The following is a 25,520-nucleotide window of genomic DNA, read 5'->3' as shown; positions in this document are numbered from 1 at the left end:
ACATTACTGACAATTTCTGTCACCGCGCGTGCTAGGGTCATACCATGACCCGCACACGCCGCCTGTTCCAGTTGATGCAAACCATGCGCCGCCTGACGCCGCCGATGACGGCGCAGGTTCTGGCCTATGAAATGGACGTGTCCCTGCGCACGATCTACCGCGACATTGACGAATTGCGCGGCCTTGGTGCCGTCATCGACGGAGAGGCGGGGTTCGGCTTTACCCTGATCGAGGATGCCACCCTGCCCCCCTTGGGTTTCGAGGGTGACGAGTTGGAGGCGCTGGTGCTGGGCCTGCGCAACGTGGCGGCCATCGCCGATCCGGCACTGGCGGCGGCGGCGGCATCAGCACTCAGCAAGATACAGGCCCGCGTACCGCCCAAACAGGCGCACAGATTGCAACATGCCGTACTGGATGCGCGCCGCTACCGACCCCGCGCACAGCCCCTGATCGACGTGGGTGCGCTTCGGCGGGCCGCGTGGGACGAAGTCAGCGTGCGCTTTGCCTATTGCGACCGTCTGGGTGCGCAAACCGAGCGTATGGTCAAGCCGCTGGGGATCGTGTTCTTCGACGACGCCAACATGTTGCTGGCATGGTGCCACCTGCGTGAGGATTTCCGCACGTTCCGGCTGGACCGGATGGATGCGCTTGAGATCACCGACCAAAGCTTTCGACCCCATCGGGTGTCCCTGCTGCGCGATCATCTGGCGCTGCTGCGGCAGAAGGATGCGGATGTGGCCAAGATTCGCGCGGCTGCGGAGGCGCCCCTTTCTTGAATCGCCAATTGTTGCTAGGCTCGAAACAACGCACAAAAAAACAAGCGATCATGAGGCATATTATGCGGTGGGCAGTCACCATTGGGGCCGTTGGCAGCGTCCTTACTTTCGTTCAAACCGACAGCGCGCAGGCGACCGAGATTTCGACCAGACCCTCCCTGCGCCCCGAACAGACCGAGGTGACGCGCGCGGCGCCATCGGACATCCTGTCCTTTGCGGACAGCGCCGTTTTGCGCCCGCAACTACGCCCCGCTGGATCAGCTGCGTCGGCAGTGGCCACCCCCGCCCCGTCCCCCAAAGACCCCGCCTTTCAAGGCTGGATCGCAGGGTTTCGTGGGCGCGCCTTGGCACAAGGGATCAACGGCACAACCTTTGACCGCGCCTTTGCAGGCGTGCGCTATGACGCGGACGTCATCAAGCGCGATAGCAACCAGTCGGAATTCACCAAAACGATCTGGGACTATCTGGACAGCGCCGCCTCGGACAGCCGGATCAGCAATGGCAAGGCGGCTGTCACCACCCACCGCCGGACGCTGGACGCGATCGAGGCGCGCTATGGCGTTGAAAAAGAAGTCGTGGTCGCGGTCTGGGGGCTGGAAAGCAACTATGGCACCTATCGCGGCAAAAGCGACGTGATCCAGAGCCTCGCCACATTGGCCTATGACGGGCGGCGCGGCGCGTTCTTTGAACAGCAACTGGTTGCGGCACTGAAGATCCTGCAAAACGGCGACACCACCCCGCGCAACATGACCGGATCATGGGCGGGCGCGATGGGGCATACCCAGTTCATCCCGACGTCTTATCTGGACTATGCGGTGGATTTCCGTGGCGATGGCAAACGGGACATTTGGTCGGATGATCCGACCGATGCGCTTGCGTCAACCGCAGCCTATCTGTCGCGCTTTGGTTGGGTCAAGGGACAGCCATGGGGGGTGGAGGTCAAACTTCCCGCGCAGTTCGATTTTACCATGGCATCGCGCAAGATCAAACGCACGCCCGACGCATGGGCGCGCCTTGGCGTGGTCGGTGCGGACGGGCGCGCCGTTCCCAACCACGGCGAGGCGTCGATCCTGCTGCCTGCGGGCAGTCGCGGGGCCGCGTTTATGGTGTTCAAGAATTTCAGCGTCATCGAACGCTATAACGCAGCAGATGCCTATGTGATCGGGGTCGGCCATCTGAGCGACCGGATCAAGGGGCGCCCCACCATCGCCGCGGCATGGCCACGGGATGATCGGGCGCTGACCTTTTCCGAGCGCAAGGAGATGCAGGAACGCCTGACCATGGCGGGGTATAACACCCAAGGCGTGGATGGCCGGATCGGCCCAAACACGCTGGACGCCGTGCGACGGTTCCAGCAGTCACGCGGGCTGACGGCGGATGGCTATGCCTCGTTGAGCCTGCTGCAGAAACTGCGGTAATCCGAATGCGGCTGCGCCACGCGAGGCTTTAGGGGGTTTCACCCCCGTCCTTGCGGACTCCCCCACAGTATTTCTAGCCAAAAGAAGGGTTAGCCCGGTGACATGCCGCGCAGGCGTTCGCTGCGTCGACGGAGCAGTTCGACGGTTGTGAGCAAACAGATAGAGATCGCCACGAGGATCGTCGCGACCGCGAGGATGGTCGGGCTGATCTGTTCGCGCAGGCCGATGAACATCTGCCATGGCAGGGTCTTCTGGCTGGCAGAGCCGACAAAGAGGACCACGACCACCTCGTCAAACGAGGTAATAAAGGCGAACAGGCCGCCCGAGATCACGCCGGGCAGGATCAGGGGCATCTGCACGCGGAAGAAGGTCGTTACCGGCCCTGCGCCCATATTGGCCGCTGCGCGTGTGAGCGAGCGGTCAAAGCCGACCAGTGTTGCGGTGACGGTGATGATCACGAACGGAATGCCGAGCACGGCGTGGGCGAGGATGACCTTGACGTAGCCCACAAAGCCTTTGTCGAGGCCCAGTGTGTTTTCCATCCAATTGCCTAGGGACGAGTAGAAAAAGAACATGCCCGTGGCCGAGATGATCAGCGGCACGATCATTGGCGAGATCAGGATGGCCATGATTGTCCCTTTGAACGGGACATGGGATTGCGACAGGCCGATCGCGGCCAGCGTGCCGAGCGAAACCGAGATGATTGTCGCAATTGGCGCGATGATCAGCGAGTTCTTCATCGCCAGTTGCCACTGCGGATTGGTGAAGAAATCCTCGTAGTGTTTGAGTGAGTAGCCTTCGGGATCAAACCGCAGCATTTCCGGCGTGAAGGTAAAGAAATCCTGCGCGTTGAACGACAGCGGCATGACCACGACAATCGGCGCAACAAGGAAGAAGAAGATCAGCCCGCAAATGACACGGAAGCCGTAATACCAGATCCGTTGACCTGTTGTGGCATATGGTGGAAGTCCCATGGTCGTTACCCCAGCTTCACGTTGTCGATGCCCACGATCTTGTCATAGGCCCAATAGAGCACCAGCACAGCGGCCAGCAGGATCGTCCCAAGTGCAGCCGCAAGGCCCCAGTTGAGCGAAGACGAAATGTGGTAGGCGATTCGGTTCGAGATGAAGACGCCCTTGGTGCCGCCTACGATTTCCGGCGTGATGTAGTAGCCGATGGCGAGGATGAACACGAGGATCGAGCCCGCCCCGATACCGGGGATCGACTGCGGGAAATAGACCCGCCAGAACGCGGTCCAGTTTGTGGCGCCCAGCGACTTGGCCGCGCGGAGGTAGCTTGGCTGGATCGTCTGCATCACCGAATACATCGGTAGGATCATGAACGGCAGCAGGATGTGGGTCATCGACACAATCGTGCCGAACTGGTTGTTGATCATGATGAGCCGGCTGTCGTCACCGACCAGCCCGATCCAGACCAGTACATCGTTGATCACCCCTTGTTGTTGCAGCATCACTTTCCACGCCGAGGTTCGCACCAGCAGCGATGTCCAGAACGGCAGCAGCACGAGGATCAGCAGCAGGTTCGCCTGACGCATCGGCAGGTTGGCTAGCAGCCATGCAATCGGATAGCCCAAGGCGATGCAGGAACACATGATCAGCATCGACATCCAGATCGTGCGGCCAAACAGCTTGAGCAGGATTTGCTTGTCTTCGGGCTGCCATGCCATGCCTTCGGGTGTCAGCTGCGCATCGACCGCATTCAGGAAATAACCCGGCGTGTATTTCGCAGAATAGGTTTGCAGCGTTTTCCACGGCACGAGCGTGGCCCATTCTTCGTCGATCTCGGCAAAGGCGGCCTTGTAGTCGGGCGCCGGAAGGTTGGCGGCCTGCGCCTCGCGCAGCAGGTCGGCACCGGGGCCGGAATAGGAGGACAGGTCAGCTGTTTGCAGATCGGTGGCAAGGGCCGCAGCGGTATCTTCCCATGGATCGCGCTTGGCAGGGTCACGGCCATCTTGGGTGGCGGTGTAGACCGCCCAAGCGGCATAGACCTTGGCCGTCTTCGGCAGCACCTGAGAGGCGGCCGCGCTTGGCGCGAAATTGATGTCACCGCCCGCGGGTTGATCAGTCAGCGCGGCCACGCGGGCGCGGGAACTGGCCAGCAATCCGGTATCAATCAGGTCGCTGCTGTTGAAAATCTCGTACCACGTCTCGCCGTCTTTCCACGCTGGGTTCAGCTTTTCCAGCGGCTTTTGAACGTCCTTGCCCACATCATCCAAGGCGCGGCCCGTCTGGCGGAACAGCGAGGACAGGCCAGTTTGTTCGTAGTTAAGGCGCGTGCCAAGGCGGGTATGACGCTTGGCCTCGGCGGCAAGGAACATATCGAAATACATCGCCTCGTAAACATCGGGATCAGGCGTTTCGCCGGTATTCGCATCCCATGAGGCAAGGGCGGCAACGGTGTCGGGCAGGGTATTCTGCACGATATCGTTTTCGACCGACCGGAACAGCATCGACGCAATCGGCACGATAAAGGTGATCAGGACAAAGATCAGGAGGGGCGCGATCAGCCCCAGTGCGCGCAGTTTTTGACGGCGCAAGGCGCGGGCCAGACTGCGTTTCAGGGGGGTGCCATCGGCGGCAAGCACAGCTTCGGCCATGGTTCAGGTCCCTTCGACTACGATGATGGTGCTGGTGGCGGTGCGGTGACGGATCTTGGCCACCTCTTGATAATCGGGGTCGTTATAGGCAGCGAGCGCGGCCTCATAAGACGGAAATTCGAAGATGACGTGACGGTTCTGTGTCTCGCCTTCCATAACGGTGGCCTGACCGCCGCGTACAATGGGAACAGCGCCCAGACGCAACAGGATCGGCGTGTCCTTTTCAACGTACTCTTTGTACGCCTCGGGATCGTTCACTGTAATGTGGCCGATGATATAGCCTTTGGGCATCAGTGCCTCCGAAGGGGATGGCAAGGCGGCGCATCTGCCGCCTTGCGTCTTGTGCCGTGAGGGGGGCGAGGGTTACCCCGCGCCCCGCGCTAGTGGCTTATTGAGCCAGCCACGCTTGGAATTTCGCGTCGATATCGTCGCGATAGTCCGCCCAGAACTCGTAGTTATAGAGGAACGTGTTCGTCGCGTTGTTGGGATCGGTTGGCATGTGTGGCGCCATGTCGATACCCAGCTCCGCGTGCTGACCGACCAAAGGTGCGGACGATGCACGTGCGGGGCCGTAGCTGATGTACTTGGCCTGATCCGCCAGACGCTGTGTGTCTGTCGCGAATTTGACGAAGTCCAGTGCACGGGCTTCACGCTCGGGGCTCAGGCCCGTTGGGATGATCCAACCGTCAAGGTCGAACACCTGCGCGTCCCACAGCATGGCGATGGGCTGGTCTTGCTCTTCAATGGCGGCGAACAGGCGACCGTTATAGGTCGAACCCATGATGACTTCGCCGTCTGCCAGCAACTGGGGTGTATCCGCACCCGCAGACCACCAGATCACGTCGCCTTTGATCGTGTCGAGTTTGGCCAGCGCTTGGTCTTGACCTTCTGGGGTTGCCAGAACGTCATAGACTTCGTCTTTTGCAACGCCGTCACAGAGCAGAGCCCATTCCATGTTGTTGATTGGACGCTTTTCGAGGCTGCGCTTGCCAGGATAGGCTTCGGTGTCGAACACGGCGCAGACGGATGTTGGCGGTGTGTCGCCAACCAAATCGGTGCGATAGCCGAATGTGGTCGAATAGACGATCTGCGGGATAAAGCAGTCGCTGACCAGCAGGTCACCGAAGTCGTCCGACGCGGATGTGCCATCGGGTGCCGCAGCAAGCTGTTCGTCGGCGTCGATTTCCAGCGCAAGGCCTTCGTCGCACAGGCGGATCGCGTCTGCCGCAACAACGTCAACGACGTCCCACGTGACGTTGCCCGCTTCGTTCATGGCGCGCAGTTTGGCCACGGCCTCGGCCGAGCTTTCGTCCCAAACAGAGGACACGCCTTCGTTCATTTCGAGATATGGCGCGACATATGCGTTTTGCTGGCTGGCTTGGTATGCGCCACCCCAGCTGACAAGAGTCATGTCGCTGGCCATGTGGCCGTCAGCGAATGCAGTGCCCGAAGCAACTGTCAGCGCTGTTGTGGCCAAAAGGGTCTTGGTGAGTTTCATGGTCGTACTCCCATTGTTAAAGCCCGTAATTGTTGAGTGTTGAAGGCTGGACTTCGGGCTGCGTCCATCGCCCTCGTTTCGTGCTCAGGCGTCGAGAGCCCGGCAATCTTCCGGCATCCAACCGATGTCGATCTGTGCACCGGGTGTCAGACGGATCTGGTCGGGGGCGTTACGAGTCTTGATGACAAAGTCATCATTGCCCGCAACCCGCAGACGTGTGCGGAAAATGTCGCCCATATAGATGAACTCAAGCACTTCGGCCTTGAGTGTATGCGCCTCTGGGTCAAGGCGGCCCTTGTCGATCTCGACCCGCTCGGGGCGGATCGAAACGCGGGTGCGCTGACCGACTTCGGTGACGTTGATCGGCTTGGCATCAATGACGCTACCGTCATCAAGACGCACTTCGCAGGTGTCACCTTTGATCTTTTCGATCACCCCCATCAGCGTGTTATTTTCACCGATGAACTGGGCAACAAAGCTGTTTTGCGGTTCTTCATACAACTGGTCCGGCGGCGCAAGCTGCTGGATGCGGCCATCGTCGAACACGGCGACGCGGTCGGACATGGTCAACGCTTCGGTCTGGTCGTGGGTCACGTAAACCGTGGTGATCCCCAGGTCATGCGCCAGACGCGTGATTTCGAATTGCAGCGTTTCGCGGAGCTGTTTGTCGAGCGCGCCCAGAGGTTCGTCCATCAGAACCAGTTCAGGTTCGAACACCAGCGCACGGGCCAATGCGATCCGCTGCTGCTGACCACCCGACAGTTGGGCGGGGCGACGGCCCGCGAAATCCTGCATCTGCACCATGCCGAGTGCACGCATTACCTTGGCTTCGCGATCGGACTTGCCGATCTTGCGCACCTCAAGCGGAAAGCTGAGGTTTTCGGCCACGGTCATATGCGGGAACAGGGCGTAGTTCTGGAACACCATGCCAATGCCGCGCTTGTGCGGCGGGATGTTGTTGATCGACACACCGTCCAACCGGATGTCGCCATGGGTGGCTGTTTCAAACCCCGCAAGCATCATCAGGCAGGTGGTTTTACCGGACCCCGATGGCCCAAGCATTGTCAGAAACTCGCCCTTGGGCATGGAAAGGTTCAGATCTTTGACGACAAGATTTTCACCGTCATAGCTCTTTTGCACGCGCTCAAATTCGACGAACGCATTGTCGGTCGCACTATCGGCCAAAATTGGCTCCCCGTTGTCTGTCCGGCGGTTGTCCGCCTGTTACCTCATGTAAAACGCGACAGTGCCCATGTTGCAACCAAGTAGTGCGGAAAACGGGAGATATCTGCGAAACAGACGATTTTTAACGGAAAACACATGGAAAATTAGGCACTGGCACAGCGGCGGACGTGACATTTTCGATGGGGATTCGGCAGCAAAGGCCACGTTTACCCCGCAGCCTTTGCCCATTTTTGATGCGGCGCCTATTTAAACGGCAGCGCGCATCATGTCCTTTTCCTTGAGGATCATGTGGCATTCATCCAGCGCCTTGCGGGCGCGCCGACCGAACTCCGCGATCTCTTCGGGGGTGATGACCAGAGGGGGCGAAATGACCATGCGGTCGCCCACGTGGCGCATCACCAGATTGTTCGCGAAACACCGTTCGCGGCACATATATCCGGCGGTGCCTGCATCCATTGCGAACTTGGCGCGGCTGTCCTTGTGCGGTGTCAGCGCCAGTGATCCCATCATCCCGACAATGGTGGTTTCCCCCACCAGCGGATGATCCGCCAGACCATGCCACATTTCGTGCAGGGCAGGCGCGGCGACATTGCGCACATGGCCCAGCACGTCTTCCTCTTCCAGAATGCGCAGGTTTTCCAACGCAACCGCACTGGCCACGGGGTGGCCGGAATAGGTGTAGCCGTGGTTGAACTCGACCCCGTTGATGACCTCGGCCACCTTGTCGCACACAATCGACCCACCAATCGGCTGGTAGCCAGAGCTGAGCCCCTTGGCGATGGTCATGATGTGCGGCTTGATCCCCATGGTCTGGCTGCCGAACCAGTTACCGGTACGGCCAAAGCCGCAGATAACCTCGTCCGCTATCAGCAGGATCTCGTATTTGTCGCAAATCCGCTGGATTTCCGGCCAGTAGGTATCGGGCGGGATGATCACGCCGCCAGCACCTTGGATCGGCTCGGCGATAAAGGCCGCGATCCGGTCCTCTCCGTGGAACAGAATCGCCTCTTCCAGCTCGCGGGCACGGGCCAGACCGAAAGCATCGCGATCCATGTCGCCGCCATCCGCCCACCAGTTCGGTTCGTTGATGTGATGTACGTCCGGAATCGGCAAGCCGCCCTGCCCGTGCATGGGCGTCATACCACCCAGACTGCCGGACCCTACGGACGACCCGTGATAGGCATTCTTGCGGCTGATGATGATCGACTTGGTCGGCTTGCCCTTAGCGGCCCAATAGGTGCGCACCATGCGGATATTCGTATCGTTCGCCTCTGACCCAGACCCCGCGAAGAACACGTGGTTCAGATCATCGGGGGCCAGTTCGGCAAGTTTGGACGACAGCGCGATGGCAGGCACGTGCGAGGTCATGAAGAACGTGTTGTAGAACGGCAGTTCGCGCATCTGGCGGGCGGCGACCTCGGCCATTTCCTCGCGGCCATAGCCGACATTGACGCACCAAAGGCCCGCCATACCGTCCAGAATCTCGTTTCCTTCCGAGTCGTGCAGGTACACGCCCTTGGCCCGCGTGATGATCCGCGCGCCTTTGGACGCCAGTTCATCGTTCGTGGTGAACGGGTGCATATGGTGCGCTGCATCCAACGCCTGAAGATCAGCCGTGGGCATGTGATTTGTGATGGCGGGCATGGAAACCTCTGAGTAAAACTATGCCGAGAATATGGGCAAACCACGCGCCGTCAATGCGGCACGTGCAATCCCGCTGGACGCCTGACTTAAAACTTGTTTTCATGAACGTCGACCCGGCAAACGGGCGATTTACGGGAGTACACAATGAGAAATCTGATGCTGAGCACAACGGCAGTTGTCGCCCTTGCGGGCGCTGCGACGGCCGAAGAAGTGCGCGTATACAACTGGTCCGACTATATCGACGAAGAGTTGCTGACCAAGTTCGAAGAAGAAACTGGAATCGACCTTGTCTATGACGTCTTTGACAGCAACGAAGTGCTGGAAACCAAGATGTTGGCAGGGTCTTCGGGCTATGACGTGGTTGTGCCAACCGGCACGTTCCTGCAACGCCAGATCAGCGCAGGCGCGTTCCAGAAATTGGACAAATCCAAGCTGCCCAACCTCGACAACATGTGGGACGTGATTTCCGACCGCGTGTCGAAATACGACCCCGGCAACGAATATGCGATCAACTACATGTGGGGCACGACCGGAATCGGTGTGAACATCGACAAGGTCAAAGAAGTGCTGGGCGAAGATGCGCCTGTGGATTCGCTCGCCCTCGTGTTTGATCCGGCCAACATGGAAAAACTGCAGGACTGCGGCGTGCATATCCTAGACGCCCCTGCCGAGATGATTCCCGCGGCTCTTGCCTATCTTGGTGAAGCGCCCGATGCGACAGACGCCGAAACCATTGCCAAGGCCGAGCCGGTGCTGACGGCCATCGCGCCTTACGTGCAGAAATTCCACAGCTCGGAATATATCAACGCGCTGGCCAACGGTGACATCTGTGTGGCTGTGGGCTGGTCCGGTGATGTGCTCCAGGCGCGCGACCGCGCGGCCGAGGCCGACAACGGCGTAACCATCGAATATTACGCGCCCAAGGAAGGCGCGCAGATGTGGTTCGACAACATGGCCATTCCTGTCGACGCCCCGAACCCCGAAGCGGCACACACATTCCTGAACTTCATCATGGACGCGCAGAACATGGCGGCGGCATCGAACTATGTCTACTACGCCAACGGCAACCTCGCGAGCCAGGAGTTCCTTGAGGCCGACGTGATCGAGGACACCGCGATCTATCCTGACGCGGCGACGCTGGAAAACCTGTACACCACATCGCCCTATGACGCCCGCACTCAGCGGACCGTCACACGCATGTGGACCAAGGTAAAATCGGGCACCTAACCACTGCCCTTGGGGCGCGGGGACGATCCCCGCGCCCAGTTCAATTTTGATCGGAATCCCCTTGGCAGAGACTGTATTCGCCCCCTGGGACGACCCGCAGGAGAAACCGCTTATCCGGTTTCGCAATGTCACCAAACGCTTTGGCGACTTTACCGCGATTGATGACCTGACCCTTGATATCTACGAGCGGGAATTCTTTGCCCTGCTGGGACCGTCAGGCTGTGGCAAGACAACGATGATGCGCATGCTGGCAGGGTTCGAAACGCCCACCACAGGCAGCATCGAACTGTCGGGCAAGGACATCGCCGCCGTGCCGCCGAACAAGCGCGCCGTGAACATGATGTTCCAGTCTTATGCGCTGTTCCCGCATCTGACCGTCTGGGACAATATCGCCTTTGGCCTGCGCCGCGAAAGCCGCGACAAGGACGCCATCGCTGCCCGTGTCGGCGAGATGCTGAAGCTCACGCGGCTTGAAAAATTCGCCCGCCGCAAACCGCACCAGATCTCGGGCGGCCAACGGCAACGCGTGGCACTTGCGCGATCGCTTGCCAAGGCCCCGAAACTGCTGCTGCTGGATGAACCGCTCGGCGCGCTGGATGCAAAGCTGCGCGAGGCGACGCAGTTCGAACTGATGGACATTCAGGAAAAGACCGGCACCACCTTTGTCATCGTCACCCACGACCAAGAAGAGGCAATGACCGTCGCCAGCCGTGTCGCCGTGATGGACGAAGGCCGCATCATGCAGGTCGACACACCACAACAGATTTACGAGGCACCGCGCACAGCCTATGTGGCCGATTTCATCGGGGATGTGACCCTGATCGAAGGCACCGCGCGCATCAGGCAAACGACCGCGGCCGCCGCCGCGCCGCAAGACGCGCCCGTGCCGTCGGAGCCGTCGGACCCGACGGATGAAACAACGCCCGAAACACCAACAGACACACGCACCCCGCAACCGAACGCCGTAGGTATGTGGCTGCATGACAAGGTACTGGCCCCCGTGATCGGCCCGCGCGTCGAACCTGTGCCGCAACTGCCGCCCCCCGACCGCACGGATGATGCGGGCACCGCCACCAGCAGTGACATCCCCGAAGGCGGCATCGCCATCGAATGGGCCGAGGGGCAACCGCCCCTGATCGCACTGGATGGCGACGCGGCCCTTGATGGAAAAACTGTCAAACTTGCCCTGCGCCCTGAAAAAGTGACGATCTCGAAAGCCCAACCCGACGCGGTGAACGCGCTGCGCGGCAAGGTGATCGACATCGCCTATCTCGGCAACCTGTCGACCTACCATGTGGAGCTTGAAAACGGCCTCATGATCAAGGCGCAAACCGCTAACACGCGCCGCATCTCGCGCCGCGATATCACGTGGGAAGACAACGTGTGGGTCAGTTGGACAGGCACCGCAGGGGTCGTGTTGGACAGATGAGGCGCGCAGTCCTCATAGCGGTGCCGTACCTGTGGCTGCTGGCGCTGTTCCTCATCCCCTTTGCGGTCGTGTTCAAGATTTCCCTGTCCGACATTGCGCTGGCCATTCCGCCCTATACGCCCACGGCCAAGGACGGCATTTGGGAGATGCTGTCGGCGCTGGATTTCGAGAACTTCGTGTTTTTGACGCAGGATGATTTGTACTGGAAGGCCTACCTCAGCTCCTTGCGGATCGCGCTGATCTCTACGGTTCTGACGCTGTGCGTCGGCTATCCCATGGCCTATGCGATGGCGCGGTCGCCCGAACAGTGGCGCCCGACGCTGCTGATGCTGGTAATCCTGCCGTTCTGGACCTCGTTCCTGATCCGCGTTTATGCATGGATCGGCATTCTGTCGGGCGAAGGGTTCCTGAACCAGTTCCTGATGTGGACCGGCGTGATCTCGGAACCGCTGACCCTGCTGAACACCAACATTGCCGTCTATATCGGCATCGTGTACACCTATCTGCCGTTCATGATCCTGCCGATTTATTCCGCGCTTGATCGTCTGGACGGATCGCTGATCGAAGCCGCCGAAGATTTGGGGTGTTCGCGCCTCAAAGCGTTCTGGATGATCACCATTCCCCTGTCGAAGAACGGGATCATCGCGGGCAGCTTCCTTGTGTTCATTCCGGCCCTTGGCGAATTCGTCATCCCGTCACTTCTGGGAGGCTCGGGCACGTTGATGATCGGCAAGGTGTTGTTCGAAGAGTTCTTCTCGAACCGCGACTGGCCTGTTGCGTCAGCTGTGGCTGTGATCCTGCTGCTGATCCTGATCATTCCCATCGTGCTGTTCCAGCGTAACGAACAACGTCAGGCGGAGGCCGAGAAATGAACCGCCTGAGTCCTTTCAACGTCGTGTCCCTGACACTCGGCTTTGTGTTTCTCTACGTGCCGATGCTGATCCTCGTGATCTACAGCTTCAACGCCTCCAAGCTGGTCACGGTCTGGGCCGGATTCTCGACCAAATGGTATGGCGAGTTGCTGAGCAACGAGGCGTTTCTTGATGCGGCGTGGGTGACGCTGCGTGTGGCGGTCATCTCCTCCACCATCGCGACGGTCCTTGGCACGATGGCCGCCTATGTGCTGGTGCGCGGGGGGCGGTTTTTCGGGCGCACCCTGTTTTCCGGTATGATCTACGCGCCGCTTGTCATGCCCGAAGTGATCACGGGCCTGTCGCTGCTGCTGCTGTTCATCGGGCTGGGCATGGATCGTGGCGTGCTAACCATTGTTCTCGCGCACACCACGTTTTCCATGTGCTTTGTGTCAGTTGTTGTGTCCTCGCGTTTGATGACGTTCGATCAATCGCTGGAAGAGGCCGCGCTGGACCTTGGCGCGTCAGCTTTCGAGGCGTTCCGCCTGATCACCCTGCCCATCATCGCACCTGCGGTCATCTCGGGCTGGCTGCTGGCCTTTACCCTCAGCCTTGATGACCTTGTCATCGCCTCTTTCACCTCTGGTCCCTCTGCGACGACCCTGCCGATGAAGATCTGGTCGTCGGTACGATTGGGCGTCAGTCCGCAGATCAACGCGCTCAGCAGTATTCTGATCGGGTTGGTAACCATCGGCGTGATCGCGGCATCGCTTGCCAGCAAGCAGGCAGCGTTGCGGGCCATGCGGGATGAACAGAACGCCGCGCGCGCACAATGAAACGCATCTTTTCCGACTACGCCTACGGCGCTGGCCCGCGCACGGGTTGCTGGTGGGACGAAACTGTCGAGATCCCCGCAAATCCGGTGTTGCGGGGCAACATCACCTGCGACGTGGTGATCGTTGGCGCGGGCTTTACCGGCCTTTCAGCGGCCTATCATCTGGCCAAAGCGGGTGCGTCGGTCGTGGTGGTCGAAGCGAACGCCGTTGGCTGGGGCGCGTCGGGGCGCAACGGCGGGTTCTGCTGTCTGGGTGGCGCAATGGCATCAGACACGATGCTAGACCGCAGATACGGCACGGCCCAGCGCATCGCATGGCGGCGCGCGGAAAAGGCCGCAGTGGACTGTGCCGAGGGGCTGATCGCCGACCTCGGCCTTGATGTGGACCGGCACTCGATCGGGGAAACCCTTCTTGCACACCGCCCCAAGGACGCACGCAGTTTCGAGGCGGAGGTCGTGCGGACAAAGGAAAACTATGGCGTTACCGCCAGTGTGCTCGACCGCCGCGATCTGTCCGCCCAAAGCATGTCCGGCCCGTTTCACGGCGGCCTCACCACGCCTGTCGGCTTTGCGCTGAACCCGCGAAAATATGTGGCGGGACTGGCACGGGCCGCGACGGCACAAGGCGCGCGCCTGTTTGACCAAACGCCCGTGACGCGGATCACCAAAACGGGCGTCGAAACGCCCGCAGGACGCGTCAAAGCCGACCGCGTGATCCTCGCCACCAACGGCTATTCAAGCGAGGACATCCCGCCTTGGCTGGCCGCGCGCTACATGCCCGCGCAGTCCACCGTCATGGTGACACGCCCCCTGACCGACGCAGAGCTGTCGGCCCAAGGGTGGACCACAAGCCAGATGGCCTATGACAGCCGTCGCCTCTTACACTACTTCCGCCTGATGCCGGACCGGCGTTTCCTGTTCGGGATGCGCGGGGGCGTTCTGTCTTCCCCGCCGGCCGAAGCAAAAGCACGCGCCGCTGTTGCCGCAGATTTCCGCGCCATGTTCCCCGCGTGGGCGGGGGTCGAGGTCACGCATGCATGGTCCGGTATGGTTTGCCTATCACGGGGACAGGTACCATTCATCGGGCCGGTGCCGGATGCACCGCATATCCTTGCCGGTTTTGCCTTTCACGGCAACGGGGTCGCCATGGGCACATTGGCGGGGCGCGTACTGGCCCAGCTCGCCCTAGGTCAAACGCCCGCGACCTACCCCGAATTCGTTCATTCGCCCGCAGGCAGGTTCCCGTTGGGGCGCTGGCGTCGAGCCATCATGCCACCGCTTTATGCGGCCTTCCAATTGAACGACATGCGTCCCTAGGCAGGTTCACGCAGGCCAACAACATTGTTCGCACGAATCATGTAGCCGCTTTCCAGCACCAGCAGGGTTGAACCGTTATCAATCCGCGCCTCGGTCACGCGCGAAAACAACTGTGCAGGATCGACCGTCAGGACATCGCCATTCGCCTTGCTCTCGACTTGGAACGAGTATTCGCCATGCGCCAAGGATGACCCGCTTGCCGTTTTGCCGTCCCAGTCAAACGCCTCTGCCCCGACGGGGATCGGCACGCGTTGCACTTCGGTACCTTGCCGGTTGGTGACAATCAGCGTCACCTCATCCGCAGCAATGGGCGGGTTAGGGGCAATGGTTATCGGCGCGCCTTCGAACTTTGCAGGACCTTCCACCAATGCCTCCATCCCGATCCAATTGGCCGCGCTCGCCATATCGTTTGCGCCAAGGGCCGATAGCATCTGCTCCATCAGATCATTGGTCGTGACCTGCTGTTCCACCATCGAGAATTGCGCAAGCTGGGCCGCGTATTCAGACGAATCAATCGGCTCTAACGGGTCCTGATACTCGGCCTGCGCCGTAAGCATTTTTAGAAACACCTCGAAATCCGAACTGAGGACTGAACCTGATGATGCAGTCGCCGCGGTGGCAGCACTCGTGGCACTTGGGGCGGAAAGAATATCCATATTGGTTAGAACCTCATATCAATGCCATCCGCATGCGCGGCAGAAAGCTGTGGAAGTAATGTGGGGGATGGAACGGTCGCAGTATCGAGAGCGCCGGACATGTCAGGGTTCTGGCGGTCGTCACCGCCGAAGGTTTCATCGCCGGACGTCTGCTCGTTCTGACCGAACGAAAACGCGATATCCTCGTACCCCATATTGGACAGCGTTTCGCCCAAATCGTCGATATGCCGTCGCATCAGATCCAAAGTCTCAGGCCGTTCGGCCAACACGCTGACACTCAGACCCGCGTCAGAGGGGCTGAGGACAATGCGCACGCGCCCCAACTCAAGCGGGCTTAGCGCAATTTCGATCTTGTTGCCCGACAAAGTGCGGACCTGTTCGCCAACCTGCTGCATCACATGGGCGGCATGTTCGGTTCGAATGGGGGCAGTAGTATGGGTCGCAATAGATGATGTAGCGCCGGTGCCGAATGGAGTGTCACCGTGCAAGGCATCTACGGCGTTCAAGATACCACTCTTTGCATCCGCGCCGCTTTTAACGACCTCCCGCAGATTCAAAGGTGTGGCCGAAATGAGAACCGGCATATCGGGCTTGTCGGTTACCAGCGCAGCGCGGGGCAAATTTGCGGTCATGCCCTCCACGCCAACAAAGCGCGGAGCTTCCCTAACGATTTGCGGACCGATTTCCGGCGTCAATGTCAGCGACGCGGCGGCCATATTGTGGGGAGCGTTTTGCGCAGGCATAACCGCAGCACGGCCCCGCAAATGACGCTCTAAAGCAGACAATGGCACTGCCGGCTTGTTGGCTGGCAGCTCGTCAATCTCAGCCGCGCCTGCAAGCGACTGACCCTCATCGGCAACCGGAACAGTTTTGCCGTATGCGACACTCAGCACGTGTTGGCCCTCGGAAGGGCTGACCGGCTTGGGATCGGCTCGGTCACCGGTCTGAGTTTCAGCCGTGTTGGAGGACGCTCTGGAAGATATGGAGGCGCCATCGTGCGGCACCGATTGCGCTTTTTTTAGTACGCTCATTAGAACTTTGGGCTGTTCTGTCGGGATATTTTCCACAACCCGCTTGGCAGCAAAAGCGCTAACTTGGGTGACAGAAACACCCTCTGCCGCGGCATGTTTCGCGGCGCTCTCAGTCAGCTGCGCCTTGGCGGCACTCTGTGCATTCGGACGAGCCACTGGTGCAACTGTTATCTGTTGGGCTGTCTCGACAAATGAGGCCGCAGTCTGGGCGGCATTCGCTTCGCCGATTTGGCTACTACGACTACCCTTTACTTTGAGTGTCAGGACGCCCTCTTCGACCGTCTCGGTATCGTCGGCCCCCTCACGCACAGGCGTGCCATCTTCGAACATAGAAGGCGTTTTAGTAGGCAGGACGCCCACCTCCTTCACTTCATCCGCAAAGGGTACAGGCGCATCTTTAGCCAAGTCCGCTTGCGGCACAACGATAATATCAGCATCTGGCTCCGGCACGTCGCCAAGCGACATCCCGTTCTTCAGAGCACCACCAGCCGCACTCGGCTCAACATCTCGCGCCGAAAATACTTCGGCAAACAAGTTCGCCTTACCCTCACCAGAATCGCCCTGACCCGCCGACGCAGGCGGACCCGATCCTTTGGTCAAAGCCGATAGTATCGTCATTGTCATAATACGCTCCGGGATTTCTTCCACGTTGCTCAGGTTATGACGGTCGATGGTTACCGGTTCTTTACTGCTTGGCAGGCATGCTGAGAAAAATTGATCCAATTGAAAGGAAGTTGCGATGCAATTGACCCCGACAGATCGCACTGGCCTGCCCGCCCCCGGTCAGCGTGATGCCGCGTTGCGCGTGGCGGCAGAAAAGCTTGAGGCGACGTTCCTTGCAGAGATGTTGAAGTCGGCCGGTTTGGGCAAGACGCAACAGGCCAATGGCGGCGGCGCAGGTGAGGACCAGTTTTCGTCCTTCCTTGTTCAAGCGCAGGCCGAAGAAATGGTTGCCGCAGGCGGTGTCGGATTAGCCGAAGCGCTGTTCAATGCCTTGAAGGAGCGGCAAAATGCGTAATGAGGATCGGCAGGCGGCGCTCGACGCGCTGGATGACCTGCTGGACGCCGAACGGGCGGCGCTGTTGCAGGGCAACCTTGATGACCTTGTACGGCTCAGCACACGAAAAGAGGCGCTGATTGATGCGTTGAACCGGATGGAGTTCGATACGCGCGCACCGCTTGAACATCTGTATGACAAGGTCGCGCGCAATCAGGTGCTGCTGGATAGCGCTCTGGATGGAATCAGGTCTGTTGCGCGGCGGCTGGCGGCCATCCGGCGCGTGCGCCAATCGCTGGACACTTACGATTCGACCGGACGCAAACAAACCGCAGATCTCGGCAGCATAGGCTCGGTCGAAAAGCGCGCGTGATCAGTTGAATAAAATGCGCTGGATCTCGGCGGCGGCGCTTAGGAAACCGTTAGCTAAATAGAGGGCATGGTCCGCTTGCACTCGAAAGGGTGGCGCATGACCCCGATCATGGGGGCAGCATTTGTCAGAATGGCAACAGGTCCGCCCCACACGGCGGCGGAACGTAACCCAAGGCGCAAAGCGCCGCGACAAAAGGAAATGCACATGTCGAGCATTCTTACAAACAACAGCGCAATGGTGGCGCTGCAAACGCTGAAATCCATCAACAAAAACCTGTCTATGACGCAGGCCGAAATCTCTACTGGTAAGTCTATTGCCAGCGCGAAAGACAACTCTGCCGTATGGGCGATTTCCAAGGTCATGGAATCGGATGTATCCGGCTTCAAGGCCGTGTCCGAAAGCCTGTCCTTGGGTGATGGTACAGTCGCCGTCGCCGCAAACGCCTCAGAAACCATCACGGATCTGCTGACCGAGATGAAGGGGCGGATCGTTGCCGCACAAGAAGAAAACGTTGATCGCGACGCTATTCAGGCCGACATTACCGCCCTGACAGAACAAATCGGGTCGGTTGTCGGCGCGGCGCAATTCAACGGTCAAAACCTGATTGATGGTTCCAGCTCGGTTGACATGAAAATCCTGTCGTCGCTGGACCGCAACACAGACGGCACCGTGTCTTCCAGCACCATCGACGTTGTGCGTCAGAACTTGTCCGTAACTGACTCAACGGCGACAGCCGTTCTTGGTACTGCAGATGGCGCGACATCGACTGCTCTCGCTGATGCAGCGTTCACCGTTCTGAACAATACGACCGTTGCTGAAGACGCAGATACGACCGGCTCTGCAGTCGTCACATATTTCGAGAATGATGACCTGACCGATGAAGGTACGAACGCGCCAACTGTGCTGGCCAACAGTACCAGCGCGTCGTTCTCTGTGAACGAAGTTCAAGCAGGTGCGACCTACCAAATCTACCTCAGCGATCTTGAGATCAATGTCGTGGGTGGCGGGACAACCACTGGCGCGCGCACGTTCAGCTATGTGGCGTCCGAATCTGATGCAACCACCGATGTGGCGAATGAACTGGCCAGCCAGATCAACGCATTTTTCGGGGCGGCCACGGAGTCAGGTGACTATTCCGCCGCTGTCAACTCGACCACAAACACTGCGGGTGATGTGAACCAGAACGAGATTCAGATCACGAACTCCTCCGGTGCCGCGATTAACTTTAGCGCACAGATCACGCAGGGCGGTACACCTGGGACAAATGCGTCTTCCGGTGGCCTTGGCGCGCTTTCCACCATCGACGTCACTCAGAACGCAACGGGTGCGTTGACCGCCATTGACGGTCTGATCCAGCAATCGATCGACGCATCTGCGGCTTTCGGTTCCGTACAAAACCGGATCGAAACGCAGTCTGAATTCGTCAGCAAGCTGTCGGATTCGCTGAAGTCGGGCATCGGTTCTCTTGTCGATGCGGACATGGAAGAAGTGTCTGCCCGCCTTCAGGCGCTGCAAACCCAACAGCAGCTTGGCGTTCAGTCGCTGTCGATTGCGAACCAAGCGCCGCAGTCGATCCTGTCGCTGTTCCGGTAAGGTAACTGAGCGAGGCGCCGACCCATTGGCGCCTCGTTTCCTTCGGTTAACCAACACAAACAGGTGACTAAAGTGAACGCTACTTCTCAGGCCTTGCGTGGCTATGCCGAACATTCCGTTTCGACCCGCAGTGACCGTCGTGCCGAATACGACATCATCGCGCGCGTGACTCAGGAACTGCGTGACAGCGCAGTGAAAAGAAAAACGAATTTCGCAGCCTATGCCGAAGCGCTGCACACCAACCAACGCCTCTGGACCGCGTTGCTGGTGGATGTCGCAGATACCGACAATCCCTTTCCCAAAGAGTTGAAGGCGCGCATCGCCTATCTGGCTGATTTTACCAACCACCACACCCGCCGCATCATGCGCGAGAAAGTGTCGGTGATGCCTTTGCTGGAAATCAACATGGCTGTTCTGCGCGGTCTGAAAAAGGAAGGCCCCGTTACATGAGTGGACTTATCCTCAAGCTCAGTCCGAAAGAACGGATTCTGATTAACGGCGCGGTGATCGAAAACGGTGATCGCCGCAGCCGTCTGGCGATCATGACGCCCGACGCACATATCCTCCGCCTACGGGATGCCATTCACCCCGAAGACGTAAAAACGCCGGTCCGGCGTGTATGCTATGCTCTGCAACTGGTTCTATCCGGCGACTCGGACCAGCACGAAGCGCGCCGAAACCTGTTGCGCAGTATTGAGGAACTTAGTCAGGTGTTTATCGACGATGACAGTCGCAAGCATCTGGATGCGGCATCGCGTGCTTTGGTCGACGGCGACCACTATCGCAGCCTGAAATCGCTGCGCACCCTTCTTCCCCGCGAAGAACGCCTGTTGGCTGCTGGGGCCTGAACACGATGTATCAACCTGTTCTGATATCTTCGGGCCTTGTCGGGTGGCAGTTTCTGCAAAGCACCTATGACAAGCAGTTTGATGCGTTCACAAAATCGACCGAGCTCAAACGCGACACCGATTATTTTGCAGAGAAGATCAGTGATGTACGCAGCGCGGAAGATTTGGTGTCGGACCGTCGCCTGCTGACCATCGCCCTAGGGGCGTTCGGATTGCAGGATGACATCAACAACACATACTTCATCCAGAAAATGTTGAGTGATGGCACAACGGCCGACGACGCGCTGGCCAATAAATTCACCGACACACGGTATCAGGATTTTTCAAAGGCTTTCGGGCTGGGTCCGGGAGAGATCAGAGGCGCGCAGCGCGCGGGTTTCGCAGATGGCATTGTCACCAAATATCAGGCGAACAGCTTTGAGATCGCGACGGGCAATCAGGATGAAACTATGCGTATCGCCCTATATGCCGAACGCACGTTGACGGATGTCGTGTCGGGCGATGGATCATCGGCCAAAAAATGGTTTTCCATCATGGGCCAACCGCCGCTGCGCACGCTTTTCGAAACGGCTTTTGGCCTGCCGGAAGCTTTTGGTCAGGCCGATATCGACTATCAGCTGGGCGTGTTCGAAGAGCGCGCAGAGCGTTTGTTCGGCGTCTCGGACCCGTCCGAATTTGCAGACTCCGAGACGCTGGATAAACTTACCACTACGTTTCTAGCGCGCTCGCAATTGGATGAGTTCGGCTCTGGCGCGTCAGGTGCTGCGATCGCGCTAACACTGCTGCAAAGCTGAAGCAGTTTCTGGTGCGACCAGGAACTATCGGGGAGGAGGCTCCTCGATTCTAGAACGGTATTTCCTGATTTAGTCACGAAAATGATATGGGACCGTAAGTATCGTCGCATACCCCAACGAACACCTGAGGCACCCGACTGCGCCCTGCGAAAGCATTCAGAACCGCACGCCCCCGCACTACTAACAACGCTGGCGATGAGAGCGGTTAAACAAGCGGGGCAATCCAAGGCCGGAACAGGTTGTCTCCGGTTGGATGTTTCCCAGTTCGTCGCCGGTACAGAGGACAGGCGAAGTGCGAGTCTCGTTTTGGACATAGCGCCCTGAGGTCACGCTAATGCGTTGTGCGTAACCGCTTACACGGATCGTTCCCGCCGTCATGATTGCGATGAAACCGCTCTGATGGCTTTCGTCGCGGGCAGTGTTTCCACGCTCAGTCCGACCATGCTCGCCATATGCACCGCTAACCGCCCCATCAAACCGATCCACAGCACGCACCATACCCACCCTCAACCCGCGCCTATCGGAAACACGTGCTGTCGCAATCCGACGCGGCCCCCGCAAATACCTGCAACCAACGCAATTTGCCTGTTGCTGTTCTGACAAGCCTTCCTTATCTGCGGCGGTGGGACACCCTTCCCCAACGAAGGGCGACTATCTGTAAGGATACTATCAATGACTACGACACAACCGGCAGCGCGCCCGGCAAACCCGCGCTTTTCCTCTGGCCCTTGCGCCAAACCCCCAACCCACACTCTGGCCGCATTGTCCGACGCACCCTTGGGTCGTTCGCATCGCGCAGCTGTGGGCAAAGCCAAGCTGAAACAAGCCATCGACGATACCCGCGCCATCCTTGGCGTGCCCGAAGATTATCGCATTGGCATCGTTCCCGCATCCGACACCGGCGCCTATGAAATGGCGATGTGGTCGCTGCTGGGTGAACGCCCTGCCGAGATGGTCGCATGGGAAAGCTTTGGCGCAGGCTGGGTCACAGACGTGGCCAAGCAACTTAAAATCGAACACACCGTCCACACCGCCGACTACGGCGAGATCGTGGATATGGCTGCGTTGAACTACGACAACGACGTCTGTTTTACGTGGAACGGCACGACATCCGGCGTGCGCATGCCGAACGGCGATGCGATCCCAGCCGACCGCGCCGGCCTGACGCTGTGCGACGCGACATCGGCGGCCTTTGCCATGGACCTGCCATGGGACAAACTGGATGTGACCACGTTCAGCTGGCAAAAAGTGCTGGGCGGCGAAGCCGCGCACGGCATGCTGATCCTGTCGCCCCGCGCGGTCGAACGTCTGGAAAACTACACGCCAGCATGGCCCATGCCCAAGATCTTCCGCCTGACCAAAGGCGGCAAGCTGATCGAAGGCATCTTTGTCGGTGAAACCATCAACACGCCCTCCATGCTCGCGGTCGAGGACTACCTGTTCGCGCTGGACTGGGCACGCTCGGTCGGTGGGCTGGAAGGCCTGATCGCTCGCGCTGACGCAAACGCACAGGCGATTGCCGATTTCGTAGACGCCCATGACTGGATCGAGAATCTGGCCAGCGATCCCGCGACACGCTCGACCACGTCGGTCTGCCTCAAGTTCACCGATTCCCGCATCAAGGATGGCGCTGCCTTTGCCAAGGCCGTGGCCAAACGACTGGCGGACGAAAACGTGGCGCTTGATATCGGCGCATATCGCGATGCCCCTGCCGGATTGCGTATCTGGTGCGGCGGCACGGTCGAAACATCCGACATCAACGCCATGCTGCCATGGCTTGAGTGGGCGTTCGAAACCGAAATCAACGGCTAAAGTCAGGCGGAGGACTCCTCCGCCTTACCCTTCCCCCATCTCCTGTAGGGCGGAAACCCTTCCGCCATCCGACCTCACAAAAGGACCAGATCATGGCCCCCAAAGTACTCATTTCCGATAAACTGTCCCCTGCTGCTGTGCAGATCTTCAAGGATCGCGGCATCGAAGTCGATTTCCAGCCCGACCTTGGCAAAGACAAGGACAAGCTGGCCGAAATCATCGGCAATTATGACGGCCTTGCCATCCGTTCGGCCACACGCGTGACGCCGACGATCCTCGAGAATGCCAAGAACCTCAAGGTTATCGGCCGCGCAGGCATCGGTACCGACAACATCGACAAAGAAGCTGCCAGCAAAAAAGGTGTGATCGTCATGAACACACCTTACGGCAACATGATCACCACGGCCGAACACGCGATTGCGATGATGTTTGCCGTAGCGCGTCAAATCCCAGAAGCGTCTGCTTCGACCCATGCGGGCAAATGGGAAAAGTCCAAGTTCATGGGCGTCGAACTGACCGGCAAGACCCTTGGCGTGATCGGCGCGGGCAACATTGGCGGCATCGTGTGCGACCGTGCGCGCGGCCTCAAGATGAAGGTCATCGCCTTTGACCCGTTCCTGAGCGAGGAAAAAGCCGCCAAAATGGGCGTCGAAAAGGTCGAACTGGATAATCTGGTGCAGCGCGCCGACTTCATCACCCTGCACGTGCCCAAGACCGAGCAGACAGCAAACATGCTGAACGCCGACAAGATCGCGATGATGAAAAAAGGCGTGCGAATCATCAACTGCGCCCGCGGTGGTCTCGTCGACGAAGAAGCACTGGCCGAAGCCCTGAAATCCGGCCACGTCGCCGGTGCGGCTTTTGACGTGTTCGCCGAAGAACCCGCCAAGGAAAACCCGCTGTTCAACCTGCCCAACGTCGTGTGCACGCCCCACCTTGGAGCCGCCACAACCGAAGCGCAGGAAAACGTGGCCCTGCAAGTGGCCGACCAGATGGCGAACTACCTGTTGACCGGTGCCGTTGAAAACGCGCTGAACATGCCATCCGTGACCGCCGAAGAAGCGAAGGTTATGGGCCCATGGGTCAAACTGGCCTCGCATCTGGGCAGCTTCTCGGGGCAGATGACGGACGAGCCGATCAAGGCGATCAACATCCTCTATGACGGTGTTGTGTCCGACATGAACCTCGAGGCACTGAATTGCAGCGTCATCGCAGGCATCATGAAGCGCGCCAACCCCGACGTGAACATGGTCAGCGCCCCCGTTGTCGCGAAAGAGCGCGGGATCAACATCTCGACCACCAATCAGGACAAGTCGGGCACCTTTGATGGCTACATCAAAGTGACCGTGGTCACCGACAAGCGTGAACGCTCGGTCGCAGGCACCGTGTTCTCGGACGGCAAACCCCGCTTTATCCAGATCAAAGGCATCAATATCGACGCCGAGATCGGGGAAAACATGCTCTACACCACCAACGAAGACGTCCCGGGCATCATCGGCCTGCTGGGCAACACCATGGGCAAAAGCGGCGTGAACATCGCCAACTTTACCCTTGGCCGTGACGTGGTCGGCGGCGAGGCAATTGCCCTGCTGTATGTGGACGAACCTGTCGAAGGTGAAGTGCTGAAAACCCTCGAAGGGACAGGCATGTTCAAACAGGTCAAGCCGCTGTCTTTCGACGTCGCCTGATCCTTTTTGCCACTAAAGTAAGCCAGCCGGATGAAAGCATTCGGCTGGCTTTTGCCTGCGACCCTACCGCACCTTACAACCCGCATCGAATCCGGATAAGTCGCGTGTGACTTCCAATTTTTCGGTCCGGTTTTCCTATGTCCCACCCCATTTATGCAATTGGCGATATCCACGGCCAGCAAGAGCAGCTGGAGCGCGTGCTTGACCTGATCCATGCCGATGGCGGTAAGGATGCCGAAATCGTCTTTCTTGGCGACTATGCAGATCGCGGGCCGGACAGCCGTGCTGTGCTGGACACGCTGGTGACGGGACAAGAAGAAGGGCGCAACTGGACCTTCATCAAGGGAAATCACGACCGCATGTTCGAATGGTTCATGCAACGCCCGATCCTGCATGATCCCTATATGATGGTCGAACTTTACTGGCTGCACCCGCGCATTGGCGGGGACACGACACTGGGGTCTTACGGGGTCGACGCGGGGCCGCGCAGACGCGAATGCGATGTGCAACTGGACGCGCATGCGGCTGTGCCTGAAAGCCACATCAAATTCCTCGAAACGTTGAAGCTGAGCCATATCGCGGGCGATCTGATGTTCGTACATGCGGGCATCCGCCCTGACGTGCCGCTGGACAAGCAGAACGAGGAAGACCTGCTGTGGATCAGGGGCGAGTTCCACGATCACACCGCCCCCCACCCCAAGGTCATCGTGCACGGCCACACCCCTGTCGACGTGGCAACGCATTACGGCAACCGCGTAAATCTGGACACGGGCGCAGGCTATGGCGCGCCGCTGACCGCTGCGGTGTTCGAGGGCACGCAAGCGTGGACTCTGACCGACGCGGGTCGCGCGCCCATGGCCACCTGAGAGCGTGCCGTTGCGTCCTCGGGCGCGCGCAGGGCTATCATTGAGCGCACCATCCCGTCATATCT

23 protein-coding genes and 1 pseudogene are annotated in these 25,520 nt (G+C 59.2%); 16 read left to right on the top strand and 8 right to left on the bottom strand.

The features are described 5' to 3' along the window. Positions 1-44: 44 nt before the first annotated feature. Complete coding sequence (locus AC6GQJ_RS11715) at positions 45-776, top strand: helix-turn-helix transcriptional regulator (protein ID WP_500768408.1); 732 nt, start codon at positions 45-47, stop codon at positions 774-776. A gap of 62 nt (positions 777-838) precedes the next feature. Next, positions 839-2,194: a lytic murein transglycosylase gene (locus AC6GQJ_RS11710; protein WP_500768406.1), complete on the top strand. Its 1,356-nt coding sequence runs from the start codon at positions 839-841 to the stop codon at positions 2,192-2,194. 89 nt (positions 2,195-2,283) lie between these two features. Here the strand turns inward: AC6GQJ_RS11710 and AC6GQJ_RS11705 are convergent. The 6 genes and pseudogenes from AC6GQJ_RS11705 to AC6GQJ_RS11680 all read right to left on the bottom strand — a co-directional run. Further along, positions 2,284-3,162: pseudogene (locus AC6GQJ_RS11705) on the bottom strand (ABC transporter permease); the annotation flags it as partial. Between the two features lie 11 nt (positions 3,163-3,173). Beyond that, positions 3,174-4,811: an ABC transporter permease gene (locus AC6GQJ_RS11700; protein WP_500768404.1), complete on the bottom strand. Its 1,638-nt coding sequence runs from the start codon at positions 4,809-4,811 to the stop codon at positions 3,174-3,176. 3 nt (positions 4,812-4,814) lie between these two features. After that, positions 4,815-5,102: a DUF1330 domain-containing protein gene (locus AC6GQJ_RS11695; RefSeq protein ID WP_500768402.1), complete on the bottom strand. Its 288-nt coding sequence runs from the start codon at positions 5,100-5,102 to the stop codon at positions 4,815-4,817. Between the two features lie 97 nt (positions 5,103-5,199). After that, positions 5,200-6,309, bottom strand: coding sequence for an extracellular solute-binding protein (locus tag AC6GQJ_RS11690; protein WP_500768400.1), 1,110 nt, complete (start codon positions 6,307-6,309; stop codon positions 5,200-5,202). 84 nt (positions 6,310-6,393) lie between these two features. Further along, positions 6,394-7,494 (bottom strand): ABC transporter ATP-binding protein, encoded by a 1,101-nt coding sequence (locus tag AC6GQJ_RS11685; RefSeq protein ID WP_500768398.1) that lies wholly within the window; start codon positions 7,492-7,494, stop codon positions 6,394-6,396. 246 nt (positions 7,495-7,740) lie between these two features. Continuing rightward, complete coding sequence (locus AC6GQJ_RS11680; RefSeq protein WP_500768396.1) at positions 7,741-9,138, bottom strand: aspartate aminotransferase family protein; 1,398 nt, start codon at positions 9,136-9,138, stop codon at positions 7,741-7,743. A 144-nt stretch (positions 9,139-9,282) separates the two neighbouring features. Here AC6GQJ_RS11680 and AC6GQJ_RS11675 point away from each other — a divergent pair, with 144 nt between their 5' ends. The 5 genes from AC6GQJ_RS11675 (at position 9,283) to AC6GQJ_RS11655 (ending at position 14,797) form a co-directional block, all read left to right on the top strand. Then, complete coding sequence (locus AC6GQJ_RS11675; RefSeq protein ID WP_500768394.1) at positions 9,283-10,365, top strand: polyamine ABC transporter substrate-binding protein; 1,083 nt, start codon at positions 9,283-9,285, stop codon at positions 10,363-10,365. 61 nt (positions 10,366-10,426) lie between these two features. Then, positions 10,427-11,794: an ABC transporter ATP-binding protein gene (locus tag AC6GQJ_RS11670; RefSeq protein WP_500768392.1), complete on the top strand. Its 1,368-nt coding sequence runs from the start codon at positions 10,427-10,429 to the stop codon at positions 11,792-11,794. After that, entirely contained in the window at positions 11,791-12,666 is an 876-nt protein-coding gene (locus AC6GQJ_RS11665; protein ID WP_500768390.1) for an ABC transporter permease subunit, read from the top strand. The genes AC6GQJ_RS11670 and AC6GQJ_RS11665 overlap by 4 nt, the downstream gene beginning before the upstream one ends. Continuing rightward, the gene (locus AC6GQJ_RS11660) at positions 12,663-13,481 is read left to right on the top strand and encodes an ABC transporter permease subunit (protein WP_500768388.1); all 819 of its coding nucleotides are present in this window, start codon (positions 12,663-12,665) and stop codon (positions 13,479-13,481) included. Before AC6GQJ_RS11665 ends, AC6GQJ_RS11660 begins: the two co-directional genes overlap by 4 nt. Continuing rightward, the gene (locus AC6GQJ_RS11655; protein WP_500768386.1) at positions 13,478-14,797 is read left to right on the top strand and encodes an NAD(P)/FAD-dependent oxidoreductase; all 1,320 of its coding nucleotides are present in this window, start codon (positions 13,478-13,480) and stop codon (positions 14,795-14,797) included. Before AC6GQJ_RS11660 ends, AC6GQJ_RS11655 begins: the two co-directional genes overlap by 4 nt. Here the strand turns inward: AC6GQJ_RS11655 and AC6GQJ_RS11650 are convergent. Together AC6GQJ_RS11650 and AC6GQJ_RS11645 are read right to left on the bottom strand one after the other, a co-directional pair. Further along, a complete protein-coding gene (locus AC6GQJ_RS11650; protein ID WP_500768384.1) occupies positions 14,794-15,453 on the bottom strand; it encodes a flagellar hook capping FlgD N-terminal domain-containing protein in 660 nt (219 codons plus the stop codon). The two genes, AC6GQJ_RS11655 and AC6GQJ_RS11650, sit on opposite strands and share 4 nt — an antisense overlap. 5 nt (positions 15,454-15,458) lie before the next feature. After that, complete coding sequence (locus AC6GQJ_RS11645; RefSeq protein ID WP_500768382.1) at positions 15,459-17,207, bottom strand: flagellar hook-length control protein FliK; 1,749 nt, start codon at positions 17,205-17,207, stop codon at positions 15,459-15,461. 16 nt (positions 17,208-17,223) lie between these two features. Here AC6GQJ_RS11645 and AC6GQJ_RS11640 point away from each other — a divergent pair, with 16 nt between their 5' ends. From AC6GQJ_RS11640 to AC6GQJ_RS11600, 9 genes are all read left to right on the top strand, one after another. Beyond that, complete coding sequence (locus AC6GQJ_RS11640; protein ID WP_500768380.1) at positions 17,224-17,502, top strand: rod-binding protein; 279 nt, start codon at positions 17,224-17,226, stop codon at positions 17,500-17,502. Further along, the gene (locus tag AC6GQJ_RS11635) at positions 17,495-17,854 is read left to right on the top strand and encodes a flagellar biosynthesis protein FlgN (RefSeq protein WP_500768378.1); all 360 of its coding nucleotides are present in this window, start codon (positions 17,495-17,497) and stop codon (positions 17,852-17,854) included. The genes AC6GQJ_RS11640 and AC6GQJ_RS11635 overlap by 8 nt, the downstream gene beginning before the upstream one ends. Positions 17,855-18,058: 204 nt before the next feature. Beyond that, the gene (locus AC6GQJ_RS11630) at positions 18,059-19,447 is read left to right on the top strand and encodes a flagellin N-terminal helical domain-containing protein (RefSeq protein ID WP_500768376.1); all 1,389 of its coding nucleotides are present in this window, start codon (positions 18,059-18,061) and stop codon (positions 19,445-19,447) included. A 72-nt stretch (positions 19,448-19,519) separates the two neighbouring features. Beyond that, positions 19,520-19,897, top strand: a complete 378-nt coding sequence (gene flaF / locus AC6GQJ_RS11625; RefSeq protein WP_500768374.1) for a flagellar biosynthesis regulator FlaF — start codon at positions 19,520-19,522, stop codon at positions 19,895-19,897. Then, positions 19,894-20,295, top strand: a complete 402-nt coding sequence (gene flbT / locus AC6GQJ_RS11620) for a flagellar biosynthesis repressor FlbT (RefSeq protein ID WP_500768372.1) — start codon at positions 19,894-19,896, stop codon at positions 20,293-20,295. Before flaF ends, flbT begins: the two co-directional genes overlap by 4 nt. Before the next feature lie 5 nt (positions 20,296-20,300). Beyond that, the gene (locus tag AC6GQJ_RS11615) at positions 20,301-21,089 is read left to right on the top strand and encodes a DUF1217 domain-containing protein (protein WP_500768370.1); all 789 of its coding nucleotides are present in this window, start codon (positions 20,301-20,303) and stop codon (positions 21,087-21,089) included. Positions 21,090-21,761: 672 nt separating this feature from the next. Then, positions 21,762-22,901 (top strand): phosphoserine transaminase, encoded by a 1,140-nt coding sequence (locus AC6GQJ_RS11610; protein WP_500768368.1) that lies wholly within the window; start codon positions 21,762-21,764, stop codon positions 22,899-22,901. Positions 22,902-22,993: 92 nt separating this feature from the next. Next, complete coding sequence (gene serA, locus AC6GQJ_RS11605) at positions 22,994-24,589, top strand: phosphoglycerate dehydrogenase (protein ID WP_500768366.1); 1,596 nt, start codon at positions 22,994-22,996, stop codon at positions 24,587-24,589. 137 nt (positions 24,590-24,726) lie between these two features. Then, positions 24,727-25,455, top strand: coding sequence for a metallophosphoesterase family protein (locus AC6GQJ_RS11600; RefSeq protein ID WP_500768364.1), 729 nt, complete (start codon positions 24,727-24,729; stop codon positions 25,453-25,455). The last annotated feature ends 65 nt before the right edge of the window (positions 25,456-25,520 follow it).

It is taken from the genome of Tateyamaria sp. 7Alg 36, assembly GCF_059882455.1.
The sequence above is the reverse complement of the archived record's forward strand: the minus strand, read 5'-3'. Positions and strand labels throughout refer to the sequence as shown.